The organism is Streptomyces sp. NPDC059455, assembly GCF_042750115.1.
Lineage (GTDB): Bacteria > Actinomycetota > Actinomycetes > Streptomycetales > Streptomycetaceae > Streptomyces > Streptomyces endocoffeicus.
Genome location: NZ_JBHYVB010000066.1, coordinates 16329 through 30463, shown reverse-complemented (window position 1 = coordinate 30463; position 14135 = coordinate 16329). Strand labels below are relative to the sequence as shown.

The window sequence follows — 14135 nt, the reverse complement described above, 5'->3', positions numbered from 1 at the left end:
CTCAAGCCTGATGGCTGGATGACGGGAGCCGTGTGAGCCGATGGGCTCCCGCACGGTTCTGCGAGCGGCGGTGCGTGAGATTGCCGCCGCCGACTCAACTACTTCAAGCACGCGGTCTGCAAAGCCGCCCTGAGCTCCCTGGCCAGTTTCACGCGGCATCGGGTGATCAGCTGGTGGATGGCACTGCGCCGCTGGAAGTGGAAGGACGTCCGCCGACGGTTCACCGACCACACCGGACAGTGGCAAAAGCCCTCGGCAGACGGGATCGACCTGTTCGACCTCCAAGCGGTGACAGTCACCCGCTACCGCTACACAGGCCACACGACCTCCAACCCCTGGACCCACCCCAACCCCGCGCGAACGGCAGAGTCCGTGGAGAGCCCGGTACTCGGATACGGGTACGCCGCGTTCGGCGAGCGGCACGGAGGAACGGACCGGTGGCAACACCGGCACCGCCCTCCGTGCCGACTCAACAGGCACCCCCCCGCTCCGACGGGAACGCGGAAAAAGATTCCGCGGTGAGGCAACGGTCTCGGCCTCTCATGGCCTCTTTTGAACATCTAGGAGGTGCTCATGGGGGTTCGAAAACAGGCCGGGGACATAGAGTTCCAGGCCTTCGTCGTCGGCCGCTGGCCGCGGCTGATGCGCACGGCATTCCTGCTCACGGGGGAGCAGCACGCGGCGGAGGATCTGGTCCAGTCGACGCTGGAACAGGTCTATGTGGCCTGGCACAGGGTCGCCTCGGCCGACCACCCGGAGGCGTATGTACGACGAGTGATGATCAACGCTCATGCCCGCAGGTACCGCAGGAAACTGCGGGAGTTCCTGGTGCCCAGGAGCGAGGACGCGGGCCTGACACACGAGGTGGCCGACACCGGTGACCGGATCGCCCAGGCCGACGACCGCCACACGCTGCTGAAGGCGCTGGCCGAACTGCCGACACGGCAGCGGGAAGCAGTGGTCCTGCGCTACTGGGAGGACCTCACCGAGATACAGACGGCCGAGGCGATGGGCTGTTCGGTCGGCGCGGTGAAGAGCAACGCAGCCAAGGGGATCGCGAAGCTGCGCGCCATATCGGGATTGGCGGAGACAGTGACGCAGGGAGGACGAAAGTGAAAAGCGCGGACTGGGAGACGAGCCACAACATGACACAGCACGACATCGCACTCCTGCTGGCCGACGCGGCCGACGAGGTGAAGATCGGCACAGCCCCCGCCCAGGCGCTGATTCGCGGCGGTCGCCGCCGCAAGGCCCGTCGCTGGGCGGTCGTGGCGACCACCACCCTGGTCGTGGCCGGCTCCACGGGGGCTCTGGCGCTGACGGGGCTGTCCGGTGACGGGGACCGGGGGGTGTCGCCGGCGAGCCGGCCGGTCGCCAGCGCGGAGGCGTCCGAGCCGCACATGCGGACGACCCCCGAGCCGCACATGCGGACGACCCTGGCGAGCGGCACCGACGCGGGAGTGCCGTGGAAGGTGTACATCGACGTGTGGAAGGCTCCGGCGGACACGGCGGAGGCCAAGGCCACCCTGGCGGCGATGGCGAAGTTCGGCGAGCACCCGAAGGACGTCTCCACGGCCTCCGAACTGGTGGGCAAGGTCGCGCACTTCGTCCACCGGGTCACCGGTGAAGAGGCGAGGACCACCCAGATCGTGGACAACGTGGTACCTGAGGACGACGTCCTGTCCGGCGGCGAGTACGGGGGCTTCGTGATCCCGCTGCCCCCCGGGAACGGCACGGCCTCGCAGCGCCTGGTGATCGGCCAGGTCGCCAAGACCGCCCGGGAGGTCACCTGCACCTGGAAGGACGGCACGTCTACCAAGGTCGGCCGTGCGTCCGCGGCCACCGAGACGAACGCCGCCGTTCCGGTCATCCACAGCCCCAAGCACTCGCCCTACGACTGGTTCGCCTGCCTGGCGCCGAAGTCCACCGCGTACGAGGGGATCAAGGTGACGAAGTAGACGACCTGGTGGTCCATGGTCTTTCGGCCCGGGAACGTCAGATCAGGACAGCAGCCGACAGGAGCCGGCGCATGGCGGCCGATGCCGCCAAGAACTTCGATGGCGCGACTGTCTTCGGCGAGACTGTCGTACCGGCACCCCAGGTTTCCGTCCCCAACAGTCTGGCAGTCACCACTCACGTGAATGGCGAGTTGCGCCAGTCCGACACCACCAGCGCACTGCTGTTCAGTGTCAGCGAGTTGGTCGCCTTCGTCAGCCGACATCTCACATTGCGCCCCTGGGACGTGATCGCCACCGGTACCCCTGGAGGCACGGGCTGGTCCATGGACAGTGAGTTGGGCGGAACGGGCCGCATACCGGTCGGCTGCCTGCCGACGCTACTTGCGTCCGGGGGATCAGGTTCTGAGCACCATCGAGAAGATCGGTCACGCCGTGCTGGACGTTGCGTGAGGAAGTCGCGCGTGACACAGCGGCGCTGACCCGAGCGAGCAGTCAGGCTCCCCGCCCTACATTCGCATGCGGACGGCGGGGAGCCCGGCATGTCAGCGGCGTATGCCGGCGAAGGCATCCACCATCGCCTCAGCCACTTCTGACAGGTGATCGGTCATCAACTGCGCGGCCGCCTGGTGATCGCGCGCCTCGACCGCAGCCAGAATCTCCTGATGCGCATCCAGCTCCGCTGTCGAGGTGATGTGGCCTTCGACCTTCGGCATCAGATGGTGCAGCCGGCGCACCTCGTCGAGCTGGTCGGTCAGAATGGCCAGAGCTCTGCCGTTGCCGGTCATGGCCGCCAGCTCGGTGTGAAAGGCCCGCGCCGCGCCGAGCGCAGGCTCGATCGACGCAGCACCACGGCTCTGTTCGGAGCAAAGGCTCGTCAGCCGTGCAATGTCATCGGCATCGCGAAGCTGAGCGGCCTGCGCGGCTATCACCGGCTCCACCATCCGACGGACCTCAAACACCTCTCGGATGTCTTCGAGCCGCACTGGCCGCACCAGATAGCCCTTGCGGGGCATCACCACGACCCAGCCGTCCTGCAGCAGCAGACGCAGTGCCTCGCGCACCGGCGTCTTGGAGATGCCGTAGCGCGTGGCCAGCTCAGGCTCCAGGAGAAGGGCGCCAGGACCATGACGAACTCGCAGGATCTCCTCCTTGAGCCGGTGGTAGACCTGCTCCGTCAACGAGAGCTGGCGAGCGGGCGGCTCGTCCACCTCAGTCGTGTCCAGGGTCCTGCGCTGCGCCATGGACGCCTCCACTTCATTCGTCAGCCATGCCAAAGGTATATCTGTGTGGATCGAGTTCAGACAACCGGACTATGCGTCTACTCACCTGGGCGCAGCGCGACCCGCCGTCTTGTTCGGAGTAAGTCACGGTTGAAGCACTGTTCCTCCTCCGTGTCATCGCGACATGCTGCCTCGTGATCCAACTACTTGCCAGTCATCGGACCTCCGCGCCAGTGCGGACGTCCGGGGGAAGCAGGCAGACCTACGGATACTCGACGGGAGGGCACTTGGACACCGCGCTCCACTAGGTCATGCCCCAGACCGAGCGCTGTGGGAGCACCGTGCGCGAGGGACCAGGCAGTGCACACAGGCTGCGGGGCGCTTCCCAGACGCTCTCGAAGCCGAAGACGTATATGGCGTACGACGGTGGCCTGCAGGAACTTGTACTCAGCCGAGCCGGACACGACGGCCGAGCGTCCGTTCATTGTGTCCGTCGGGCCACCGTGCGCCCAGCGACCCTGCCGGAGTACACGCAGGGGCCGAACATAGTGCCCTCGAGTGCTGCCCGGCCGTTGATGTGGCCCCCAGCCATCCCCGCCACCTCCCCGGCAGCATAGAGACCTGCCACGGCATCTCCTGAGGGCGTGAGCACCTCGCACCCAGGACCAGTCCGCACACCGCCGAGGTTCTTCTGGGCCATCGGAAAGAGCTGAACTGCGAGAAGATCACCCGTAACCTCGTGCAAGCCGACCAAGGAGCGGCCGGTCAGTGGGTCGGTCGCAGCACCTGACCGGATAGCGGCGTTGAGCTCGCTGATGGCATGGACCACGGCCTCCTCTGGCAGTCCAGCGGCCCGAGCCAACGCCTGTGGTCCGTCGCCGGCACTGACGTAGGGCGACTCGACCCAGAACCGTTTCATGGCTTCCGGATTGGGGCCCTCGGGCGTCCCGTAGTACTCGTTGTCGATCAGCAGGATCTGATCTGCCTCGGCCGCAGGAAGGACAAGCCACGCCGTGCAACCAGGCTGAGCGAGCAGACCCTTGGTGCCCGAGTAGCCTCCGCGCAGAGACTCGTCGTGGAACCGTCGGCCCTCCGCGTTGAGCCAGATCTCCGTGCTGACACCTCGGATCCCCAGGCCGCGGGCACCGGAGGCGTCACTCGGATCGGGGGTGCCGTAGGGGTATACCCAGATGTGGTCTAGGTGTGTGAACTGAGCACCGGAGGCCTCCAGCAAGCCGTGCCCCAGGCCGACTGCGGTGGGAGAGCCGCCCGCGAGGATGCGGGGCAGTTCACGCAGCTGCGGTGCGTGCTTGAGTACCTGTTCCTTGCTGCCGATGAATCCACCGGTGCAGACGACGACGGAGCTCGTGGGGAGAGTCTCCGCTACCCCAGCGCTCCGTGTCCGTACGCCTGTGACCTGGCTCTGGCTGAGGCAGACTTCCTCGGCCGTGATGCCGGTCCGGATCGTCACCCCGAGTTCCCGCGCGCGGGCCTCCACCACTTCGACGATGCGACGGCCCCAGCCCACGGGAAGGTGCCAACGCGGCACGCTGTTCCCTTCCGGCTGGTCTAGGGCGTGCCACTCAATACCCAAGTCAGCGCACCACTGGTACACCTCACGCGCGCTGTCGGTCGCGTACCGTCGCGCCCACTCGAGATCGGCGGTCGGTCCGCCCATCCGCTCCCAGTCAGCCAGGGCAAGGTCGACACTGTCGATAATGCCCCGTGAGCGTTGGAGCGGTGTGTCAACCAGGAAGCAGGCGGCACCGCTCATGGCGGACGCCCCGCCGACCGTGTCGGCTGCTTCGAGAACCTGAACGGTAAGTCCTGCCTCAGCCGCCTCCACCGCGGCGGCCAGGCCGGCTACTCCGCTGCCGATGACGATGAGGTCCGGGCCGGGAGCGGAGTGGTGCACGCTGTTCATCGGGTTGCCTCCGTGATCGTGGTCTTGTCGATGTCCTTCACTTCGGGACGCCCCGTCATTCCCATGCACGACTCGAGTTCACGCCGCAGGAATTCGAGAACGCCGTGCACTCCGGCCGCACCGTGAGCGGACAGCCCCCAAAGGACGGGACGGCCGACCAATACCGCCCGTGCTCCCAGCGCCAGCGCGATCAGCACGTCACGCCCGTGTCGGATACCGCCGTCCACGAGGACCTCGGGTGCGTCGGAACGTGCCGCCACGGCGTCCACCACCTCGGTCAGACACCGAGCAGTGGGGCGGCCATGGTCCAGGGCGCGTCCTCCGTGATTGGACACGATGACCGCGTTGACCCCGTTGTCTGCCGCCTGCACGGCGTCTTCAGCGGTTGTCACGCCCTTGACGACGATGGGTATGTCCGTGATGCCCCGGAGCCACTCCAAGTCCTTCCAGGTGACCCGGGCGTCGTGATCCCATTCACCGCCCGACAGATGCGCGCTGCGGTCCAGGACGTAGAGGGGCGGCCCGCCGGGGAGGTGGCCGACTGCATACCGCATCCGCTCACCCAGCAGCGGCCGTACCGGGAGATCTGCAGTGAGGCACAGAGCCTCCGCGCCGAGGGCGACGGCACGGGTGAGGATCTCCCGCAGCGTGCCCCGGTCGCGGCGCCAGTAGAACTGGAACCACGAGGAACCATCAAGGCCGAGCACGTCCTCCATCGGCGTACCCGTGCCTGAGCTGAGCACCATGGTGGTGCCGAAAGCGGCTGCACCTTCCGCTGTGGCGATCTCACCCCGGGGGTGCGCCAGTGTGTGCAGGCCGGACGGGGCAACGAGGATCGGCGCCGCGAGCTTGCGCCCCAGCACGCTGACCGAAGTGTCGATGTGGGAGACGTCGGTCAGTACCCGCGTACGGAGAGACCAGTCGAGCCATGCTTGCTGGTTGGCCTGGACCGTGGCATTGGAGCCGGCTCCGTCCTGGATCATCGCTCGCACGGGCTCGGGCCACCTCTGCTCCGCCCAGGTGCTGAGGGCGGCGAGATCGGACAGATCGCCGATGGGCGGTGGTGCGCCGGGGGAGGGCGCGTCGTTGTGTAGTGCCATGGCATGAGGATTAGCAGATATATCTAGGAAATACTATTGACATGGTAGTGAAATCTGATGACCATCTCGGCATTCGATCCCGGCTGACTCGCGAGAGGTCCATATGACCAAGCACCGCCGTTCAGCTTCTCTCGCCGCCACGCTTGCGGCGGGAGTCGTGCTCCTCGCCGGATGCGGCTCGGAGACTGATTCCAGCTCGACGTCCGCCGCTGACGGCGTCACGTCAGTGAAGGTCGGCACCTCGCCCACGCTGGCCGACGCGTCCCTCTATCTCGCCATGGAGGACGGAACCTTCACGCAGCACAAGCTCAAGGCGACTCCGCAGGTCGTGACCTCAGGCGCGCAGGCGCTGCCCCTGCTGCTCAACGGGCAGATCCAGTTCACGGCTGCCGACCCCATGGGGGCGATCAAGGCAATCAAGGAGAAGATGCCCGTCAAGATCATCGGCCAGGGCCCCGTGAACACCATCGCGCCGGACAAGGACTCCACCGTGATGGTCGTGGGGTCCGGCAAGATCAAGTCGCCGGGTGATCTGTCCGGCAAGACCGTCGCCGTCAACGCCCTGAACGGCCTGGCACAGATCGCTGCCAAGGCGGCCATCGACAAGAAGGGCGGAGATTCTGAAGAAGTCAGATTCGTCGAAATGTCGCTCACTCAGATGGTCGCCGCCGTGGAAAACGGAAAAGTCGACGGAGCGGTTCTCAATGAACCTTTCGTGGCCCAGGCCCGGGAAGCAGGGTTGAAGGACCTGATGCCGGTGATGTCCACGGCAATCCCGACCGTGCCGAACATCGTCTACCTGACGTCCGAGCGTTACGCCAAGAGCAACCCAGAGGTGGTCGAGCGCTTCGCCGCCTCGCTGGACCAGGCGAACGCCACTCTGAGCAAGGACCCCCAGAAGATCCGCGAGGTTGCTCAGAGGTCGACAGAGACCAGCGCCGACGTCCTCGCGAAGATCACCCTCCCCACCTTCCCGGACGAGCCGCTGCGCCAGACCCCCCTGGACGTGCTGCAGAACGTGATGGTCGACTACAAGGCCCTCGACGCCCGCATCGACCTCTCCTCCTACATCGTGACCTCGAAGCCATGAGCACCATCACCGAGAAGCCCCGGCACACCGCCGCTGCGACCCGGAGGGAAGGGAAGGGCGTCACCAGTGGGCGGACGGCAATGCTCGGTGTGCGCGTACTCTGCATCCTCGTTTCCCTCGGAATTTGGCAGGCACTCGTCGTCGCCGGCATCCTGCCGGAGTCCGGCGTTGCTGCACCCTGGGACATCGCCGGAGCCTTTGCGTCCATGCTGACCGGCGATGCCCTGTGGTCGGCCATCGGGGACACAGCCTCTTCATGGGCCATCGGGCTGGGCATCTCTCTGGCGGTGGCAATTCCGGTAGGACTGCTACTTGGTGCGAGTGGACTTCTCTACCGGATGTCCCGCTTCACCATCGACTTCCTGCGGTCCATCCCGCCGATTGCCCTCATCCCGCTCGCCCTCCTGCAGTACGGAGCCACCGCAAAGATGACCCTGGTCCTAGTGGTCTTCGGGTCCCTGTGGCCGGTGCTCCTGCAGAGCATGTACGGCATGCACCAGATCGACCCGTCGCTCAGGGACATGGCCCGCACCTACGGAATCAAGCGCAAGCACTATGTCCGGTTCATCGTCCTTCCCGGCGCCGCTCCCTTCGTCGCTACCGGCGTCCGGGTCGCCGCGACCATGAGCCTGCTGCTGGCCATCGGCGCCCAGCTCATCGGCGGAGCGCCGGGTCTCGGCGCCCAGATGACCACATATGAACAGGGCGGTGACATCCCTCGGATGTGGGCTGTGGTCGTCATCACCGGGCTCCTCGGCGTCCTGCTCAACCGAGGTCTGCTCGTACTGGAGAGGAGAGCACTGCGATGGCACTCGGCCTACCGTCCAACCGTGACGCACTGAAGGGCCGGCCTCTTCGGCTGCTGTCGAACGTCGCCCTGGAACTGATTCTGCCTGTCTCGGCTGTCGCCGCATGGTGGTTCTTCAGCTCCGGCAGCACCTCGGCATACTTTCCGCCGCTGTCGGACAGCGTCGAGGCCCTGCAACGAGTCTGGCTCTTCTCCCACTTCGCATCCGACGCCGTACCGAGTTTGCTCCACCTGGCCACAGGCATGGGCATAGCCCTCGTCATCGGCGTCGCAGCCGGCCTCGTGCTGGGCCTGGTGCCCTTCCTCGCCAACGCATGCTCACCGCTACTGGAGTTCGCGCGCGCAACGCCAGGAGTCGCTCTCGTACCGGCCGCCCTTCTGCTGTTCGGTATCGGTGCGGACATGCAGGTGAGCCTCATCGCCTATGGCACGGTGTGGCCCATCCTGCTCAACACCGTGGATGGTGTTCTTTCGGTGGACCCCGTCGTGAGAGACGTCGCGACGAGCTACCGGCTCCGACGCAGTGACCGTGTGCTGCGGGTCGTGCTCCCAGCTGCCAGCCCGCAGATCATCGCGGGTGCCCGCACCGCCCTGTCGATCGGTATCACCGTCATCGTGTTCAGCGAGATGGCCGGATCGACCAACGGCATCGGATTCCGCATTCTGCAGGCGCAGCGATCGTTCGCCATCGCCGACATGTGGGCCGGGATGCTGTTCCTGGGAATCATCGGCTACCTCGTCAACATCGCCTTCCGCGGCCTGGAGAACTACCTGCTGCGCTGGCACCGCGGCACGCAACGGATGGAGCAGCAATGGGTCCTGCACGCACCACCCGGTCGCGGCCCTTCCGTGAGGCCCGGCGGAACGCACCGGATGAGGAGACAACTGGCATGGCAGGCCCGACCAGGTACGACGCACAAGAGGCCACTTCGGATGCGCACGTCGCGAACGACAAGGTGGTACTGCGAGTACAGGGACTCACCAAGTCGTACGCCGGGAAACCGGTCCTCGGCGGCATCGACGCCGAAGTCCGCAGCGGCGAGTTCGTCTGCATCGTCGGACCGTCAGGCGCCGGCAAGACAACTCTCCTGCGCTGCCTCGGCGGGCTGATGGCGCCCACCGAAGGTTCCGTCTACATGGAAGGAGTCCTGGTGGAGCAGCCGCCAGAGAAGCTGTCGGTCGTCTTCCAGGACTACAGCCGGTCACTCATGTCGTGGATGAGCGTGCTGGGCAATGTCACCCTGCCGCTGCGCTCGCGGGGCATGGCACGCCACGAGCGCGAGCAGGCCGGTCTGACCGCGCTGGCCGGCGTGGGCCTGGAGGGCTGCGAGCACCAATATCCCTGGCAACTGTCCGGCGGCATGCAGCAGCGAGTGGCGATCGCGCGGGCCCTGGCCTACAAGCCTGAGGCGCTGCTGATGGATGAGCCCTTCGCATCGGTCGATGCCCAGACACGTGCCGACCTCGAAGACCTGACGCTTCGCGTCCGCCGGGAGTTCGGCGTCACCGTCGTCCTGGTCACCCACGACATCGACGAAGCCGTCTACCTCGCCGACCGTGTACTTGTCCTGTCCGGCCGCCCTGCCACCGTACGTGCCACCGTCGACGTCCCCCTGCCCTCCGACAGAGACCAGCTGCACACCAAGTCACTGCCGGAGTTCGCCGAGCTGCGCTCACAGGTGCTGAAGCTCATCCAGCAGTGCTGACGACTCGGACGGCACGGAGAGAGGGCAGCAGCACGACGGCGCACCGGGACCGTGCGCCCGGTCGGCTTCCCGCCAGGCGCTTCGCATAACGCCAGACGAGCCGCGGCGCGTAACAGGGCCCGAGAGCAATCCAGGACCTCGAACCGGTACTCGTTTCCCGCCTCACTCGGAAGAGAGACACGGTCGCGCCGTACCGGCGAGGACCCTCGGCGCCTCTCGGTCTCACAGGGCCTTGAGCTTGCCAGCCCTACATCCCGCCCCGGACCTGCCCCGGTGTCCACGCGCCTCACCTGAATGGGTCCGGGACTCCGTGCTGCCAACATTCCTGCTACTCACTGCACTTGAGACAAACATTCCTCCTCCCGCTGCGCACGCCGGTGACCGCACCAAGGGGTGAACGGATGCGGGCGCACAAAGGGCACCGAACGCACTTGTCTCCCGACCGAACATTCGGTTAGTCTGCGGTTGGGCTAGTCACGACAGCCCCGGGCCCGGACACGGAGGCCACCCCAGCCTCCTCAACTCCCTCGGTCTTCCACCCCCATAGACCGTCCGAAGAAAACAGCCGTGCGTCCAGGCTCCGAACGCCGGCCCTCCCTACAGGCCGGCGGCTCTTCGCCCGGCCTCCGCCCCCGTCACCGGGAGCTTCGCAATCCCCGGCGCGCCTTCCACCCACCGCCAAGGAGCAAGCCATGCCACAGGACGTCTACTTGATCGACGGAGCGCGAACGCCACAGGGCCGCTACGGCGGAGTCCTGGCATCGGTACGCCCCGACGACCTGGCCGCGCTCGTGGTCGGTGAGGCCGTTCGCCGAGCCGCGATCCCGCCCGAATCCGTCGATGAGGTCATTCTCGGTGCTGCCAACCAGGCAGGGGAAGACAACCGGGACGTGGCGCGCATGGCGGTCCTGCTGGCAGGCCTCCCGCACGCCGTACCCGGATACACCGTCAACCGGCTGTGCGCGTCCGGTCTGACGGCCGTGGCCTCCGCAGCCCAAACCATCCGCTCCGGCGAGGCCGACCTGGTCATCGCGGGAGGAGTGGAGTCGATGACCCGGGCGCCCTGGGTCATGGCCAAACCCGGCACTCCCTGGGCCAAGCCGGGCGAAACGCATGATACATCTCTGGGATGGCGCTTCGTCAATGAACGCTTCGCCGCCGCCGACCGCGCCGTGCCCGCCGATGCCGGGCCACGGACGTCAAAGGTCACGCTGTCGATGGGGGAGACGGCTGAGGAGGTCGCCGCACTCGACGGCATCACACGCTCCGAGTCCGACGCATTCGCACTGGGCAGCCACCAGCGGGCGCTGGCTGCCCAGACAGCAGGCCACTTCGACCGCGAGATAGTGTCAGTCGCGGTCAAGGACGGCGAGGTCACCCGCGACGAAGGGCCGCGGCCCTCCACCACGCTGGAGAAGCTGGGAGCACTGCGCGCCATCTTCCGCAAGGACGGCATCGTGACCGCGGGGTCGGCCTCCCCCCTGTCCGACGGTGCGGCCGCGCTTGTCGTAGCGAGTGCAGCTGCCGTCGAACGGTACGGGCTGACTCCTCAAGCCCGCATTGTGACGTCGGCTTCCGCGGGAGTGCAGCCGAACCTCATGGGACTCGGTCCCGTCCCCGCCACCGAGAAGGCGCTCACACGCGCTGGCTGGCAAACCGCCGATCTGGACGCGGTCGAGTTGAACGAGGCATTTGCTGCGCAGGCGCTGGCGGTAATCCGCCGCCTCAAGCTGCAGGAAGACACGGTCAACGCCAGCGGCGGCGCGATCGCCCTGGGCCACCCCCTGGGCTGCTCGGGCGCACGCATCCTGCTCACCCTGATGGGCCGACTGGAACGCGAGGACGCGCGCAGGGGCCTCGCCACACTCTGCGTGGGCGTCGGCCAAGGCGTCGCCATGCTGGTGGAACGGGTATGAGCGCCGACTTCGCCACCCTGCTGGTCGACGAACGGGACGACAGAATCGTCGTCACGCTCAACCGGCCAGAGGCCCGCAACGCAATCAGCGGCCAGATGATCGACGAACTGCACGAGGTATGCGCCGAGCTGGAACGACGGCCCAAACTGCTCCTGCTCACCGGTCATGACCGGGTCTTCGCGGGCGGTGCAGACATCGCTGAGCTGCTCCAGCGTGGAAGCACCGAGGCTCTGCAGGGAATCAACAGTCGACTGTTCGAGCGAGTGCGGCGGCTCCCTATGCCCACACTCGCCGCAGTGGACGGATGGGCCCTGGGCGGAGGAGCGGAGCTGGCCTACGCCTGCGATCTGCGCATCGCCGGACCGGACGCCATCTTCGGCAACCCGGAGCCAGGCCTGGGCATCCTCGCGGCAGCCGGTGCCTGCTGGAGGCTACCCGCACTGGTTGGCGAATCGATCGCCAAGCAGGTACTGCTCGCCGGCCGAAACCTGAACGCCGATGCCGCACTCGCCGCCGGGCTCGTCATGCACGTGTTCCCGGCCGACACGCTCCTGGACGAGGCACACGCACTCCTCGACCGCATGGCCAGGTCGTCCGCCACGGCACTGCGGTTGACAAAGCTCGTCGTGGACTCGCCCGGAGCCCACCCCGTCGCCGACGACCTCGCTCAGGCCGTTTTGTTCGAGGGACAGGACAAGAAGGAGCGCATGACGCGCTTTCTGGAGAAGAGGACCAGCCAATGACCACCGCACCCGCAACCGTCGGCGTAATCGGCGGCGGTCGCATGGGCGCCGGGATAGCACAGTCCTTCGCCACCGCCAGCTCAACGGTCACCGTAGTGGAGAGCAGCCCCCAGGCCGCAGCCGCAGCACTGGACCGTATCGCCACCGGGCTGAAGCGGGCCGCGGAACGGGACCAGCTGACCGAGCGAACCGATGACGTTCTCGCCCGCGTGACCCTGGTACACACGGTCGAGGAGCTGACCGGCCACGCCGATCTGGTTGTGGAGGCGGTTCCCGAAGACGCCGCACTCAAGGCGCGCATCATAGCCGCGGCCGAGAAGTCGGTGAGCGAGACGACCGTCATCGCGAGCAACACCAGCTCACTCTCCGTAACGGAACTCGCCTCGTCCCTCCGACGGCCGGAACGTTTCGTCGGCATGCACTTCTTCAACCCCGTGCCCGCCTCCAGCTTGGTGGAAATCGTCCTCGCCCCCGAGACCGACGCCGACACCAAGCGCAAAGCACTTGAGTGGACTCACAGTCTCGGCAAGCAGGATGTCGTCGTCAGGGACTCACCCGGGTTCGCCAGCAGCCGACTCGGCGTGACCCTGGGACTCGAAGCGATCCGCATGGTTGAGGAAGGTGTCGCCGAACCCGAAGCCATCGACGATGCGATGCGGCTCGGATACAAGCATCCGATGGGGCCCCTGCGCCTGACCGACCTGGTAGGGCTCGACGTGCGCCTCGCCATCGCCGAACACCTCCACGCCACCCTCGGCGACCGGTTCGCCCCACCCCAACTGCTCCGTGAAAAAGTCGCCCGCGGAGAGCTGGGACGCAAGACCGGGCAGGGGTTCCACACATGGCAGTGAACGCACAAGAACACCAGGCCATCTACCGGACCGACGGCGCTGTCGCAGTCATTGAACTCTGCCGACCGGACGCCGGCAACGCCCTGGACCACCGCCTGCGTCAAGGTCTCCTCGATGCCGTGCGCCGAGTACACACCGACCAAGAGTCCATCCGCGCCGTTCTGCTCACCGCAAAGGGACGGCACTTCTGCGTAGGCCAGGACCTCAAGGAGCACGCGCGCTCCCTCGAAACCGACCCGGACTCGGCCTTCGACATCGTCCGCACCGAGTACAACCCCCTGATCGAGGAACTGACCTCGCTGCCCCAGCCCGTCGTCGCGGCTGTTGAAGGAGCCTGTGTCGGGGCCGGCCTCGGCCTCGCCCTCGCAGCCGACCTGCTGATAGCTGCGGAACGCGCAAAATTCGCGACGGCGTTCACCGGTATCGGTCTGGCCGCCGACAGCGGCCTGAGCCGTGCGCTCGCTCAGGCAGTCGGCCCAGCCCGAGCACGTGCACTGATACTGCTCGGCAACCCCCTCGACGCACACTCGGCCCAGCAATGGGGTCTGGTCCACCGAGTCGTTCCGGAAGGCAAGGCGACAACTGAGGCACTGGCACTGGCCAAGCGACTCGCCGACGGACCCACGGCCGCTTACGCCGAAGCCAAGGCACTGCTGCAAGACAGCGACGCACTCGACACCGCCGCTGTCCTCAACCGCGAAGGAGCGGCACAGGAACGACTGGGCAAAACGGCAGACCACCGCAACGCCGTCCGAGCATTCCTCGCCGGACGACGCCCCGAATTCCAGGGCCACTGACACCACATGACAGGGGACACCC

Annotated in this window: 14 protein-coding genes; 11 read left to right on the top strand and 3 right to left on the bottom strand. The window is 66.7% G+C overall.

Going from position 1 to position 14135, the window contains the following annotated elements:
* The first annotated feature begins 573 nt into the window (after positions 1–573).
* The 3 genes from ACFXB5_RS23785 to ACFXB5_RS23775 are packed head-to-tail and all read left to right on the top strand — an operon-like array spanning position 574 to position 2437.
* Positions 574–1116: a SigE family RNA polymerase sigma factor gene (locus ACFXB5_RS23785; protein ID WP_385211228.1), complete on the top strand. Its 543-nt coding sequence runs from the start codon at positions 574–576 to the stop codon at positions 1114–1116.
* A 29-nt stretch (positions 1117–1145) separates the two neighbouring features.
* Entirely contained in the window at positions 1146–1958 is an 813-nt protein-coding gene (locus ACFXB5_RS23780; RefSeq protein WP_385211225.1) for a hypothetical protein, read from the top strand.
* Between the two features lie 8 nt (positions 1959–1966).
* Positions 1967–2437 carry a fumarylacetoacetate hydrolase family protein gene (locus tag ACFXB5_RS23775; RefSeq protein WP_385211222.1) on the top strand — a complete coding sequence of 157 codons (471 nt, stop codon included), beginning with the start codon at positions 1967–1969 and terminating at the stop codon, positions 2435–2437.
* A gap of 63 nt (positions 2438–2500) precedes the next feature.
* Here the strand turns inward: ACFXB5_RS23775 and ACFXB5_RS23770 are convergent, their stop codons facing one another.
* The 3 genes from ACFXB5_RS23770 to ACFXB5_RS23760 form a co-directional block, all read right to left on the bottom strand.
* Positions 2501–3199, bottom strand: a complete 699-nt coding sequence (locus ACFXB5_RS23770) for a GntR family transcriptional regulator (RefSeq protein ID WP_385211219.1) — start codon at positions 3197–3199, stop codon at positions 2501–2503.
* A gap of 460 nt (positions 3200–3659) precedes the next feature.
* Complete coding sequence (locus ACFXB5_RS23765; protein ID WP_385211216.1) at positions 3660–5102, bottom strand: FAD-dependent oxidoreductase; 1443 nt, start codon at positions 5100–5102, stop codon at positions 3660–3662.
* Positions 5099–6202: an alpha-hydroxy acid oxidase gene (locus ACFXB5_RS23760; RefSeq protein ID WP_385211213.1), complete on the bottom strand. Its 1104-nt coding sequence runs from the start codon at positions 6200–6202 to the stop codon at positions 5099–5101. The genes ACFXB5_RS23765 and ACFXB5_RS23760 overlap by 4 nt, the downstream gene beginning before the upstream one ends.
* Positions 6203–6305: 103 nt before the next feature.
* Between ACFXB5_RS23760 and ACFXB5_RS23755 the strand changes: the two genes are divergently transcribed.
* The 8 genes from ACFXB5_RS23755 (at position 6306) to ACFXB5_RS23720 (ending at position 14113) form a co-directional block, all read left to right on the top strand.
* Positions 6306–7292 carry an ABC transporter substrate-binding protein gene (locus ACFXB5_RS23755; RefSeq protein WP_385211210.1) on the top strand — a complete coding sequence of 329 codons (987 nt, stop codon included), beginning with the start codon at positions 6306–6308 and terminating at the stop codon, positions 7290–7292.
* The gene (locus tag ACFXB5_RS23750; protein ID WP_385211207.1) at positions 7289–8134 is read left to right on the top strand and encodes an ABC transporter permease; all 846 of its coding nucleotides are present in this window, start codon (positions 7289–7291) and stop codon (positions 8132–8134) included. Before ACFXB5_RS23755 ends, ACFXB5_RS23750 begins: the two co-directional genes overlap by 4 nt.
* Positions 8098–9210: an ABC transporter permease gene (locus ACFXB5_RS23745; RefSeq protein ID WP_385211204.1), complete on the top strand. Its 1113-nt coding sequence runs from the start codon at positions 8098–8100 to the stop codon at positions 9208–9210. Before ACFXB5_RS23750 ends, ACFXB5_RS23745 begins: the two co-directional genes overlap by 37 nt.
* Positions 9117–9806 (top strand): ABC transporter ATP-binding protein, encoded by a 690-nt coding sequence (locus ACFXB5_RS23740; protein WP_385211275.1) that lies wholly within the window; start codon positions 9117–9119, stop codon positions 9804–9806. The genes ACFXB5_RS23745 and ACFXB5_RS23740 overlap by 94 nt, the downstream gene beginning before the upstream one ends.
* Positions 9807–10498: 692 nt before the next feature.
* Complete coding sequence (locus ACFXB5_RS23735; protein ID WP_385211201.1) at positions 10499–11722, top strand: thiolase family protein; 1224 nt, start codon at positions 10499–10501, stop codon at positions 11720–11722.
* A complete protein-coding gene (locus tag ACFXB5_RS23730; RefSeq protein WP_385211199.1) occupies positions 11719–12465 on the top strand; it encodes an enoyl-CoA hydratase/isomerase family protein in 747 nt (248 codons plus the stop codon). Before ACFXB5_RS23735 ends, ACFXB5_RS23730 begins: the two co-directional genes overlap by 4 nt.
* Positions 12462–13316: a 3-hydroxyacyl-CoA dehydrogenase family protein gene (locus ACFXB5_RS23725; RefSeq protein ID WP_385211196.1), complete on the top strand. Its 855-nt coding sequence runs from the start codon at positions 12462–12464 to the stop codon at positions 13314–13316. The genes ACFXB5_RS23730 and ACFXB5_RS23725 overlap by 4 nt, the downstream gene beginning before the upstream one ends.
* Positions 13307–14113, top strand: coding sequence for an enoyl-CoA hydratase/isomerase family protein (locus ACFXB5_RS23720; RefSeq protein ID WP_385211193.1), 807 nt, complete (start codon positions 13307–13309; stop codon positions 14111–14113). The genes ACFXB5_RS23725 and ACFXB5_RS23720 overlap by 10 nt, the downstream gene beginning before the upstream one ends.
* Positions 14114–14135: the final 22 nt, after the last annotated feature.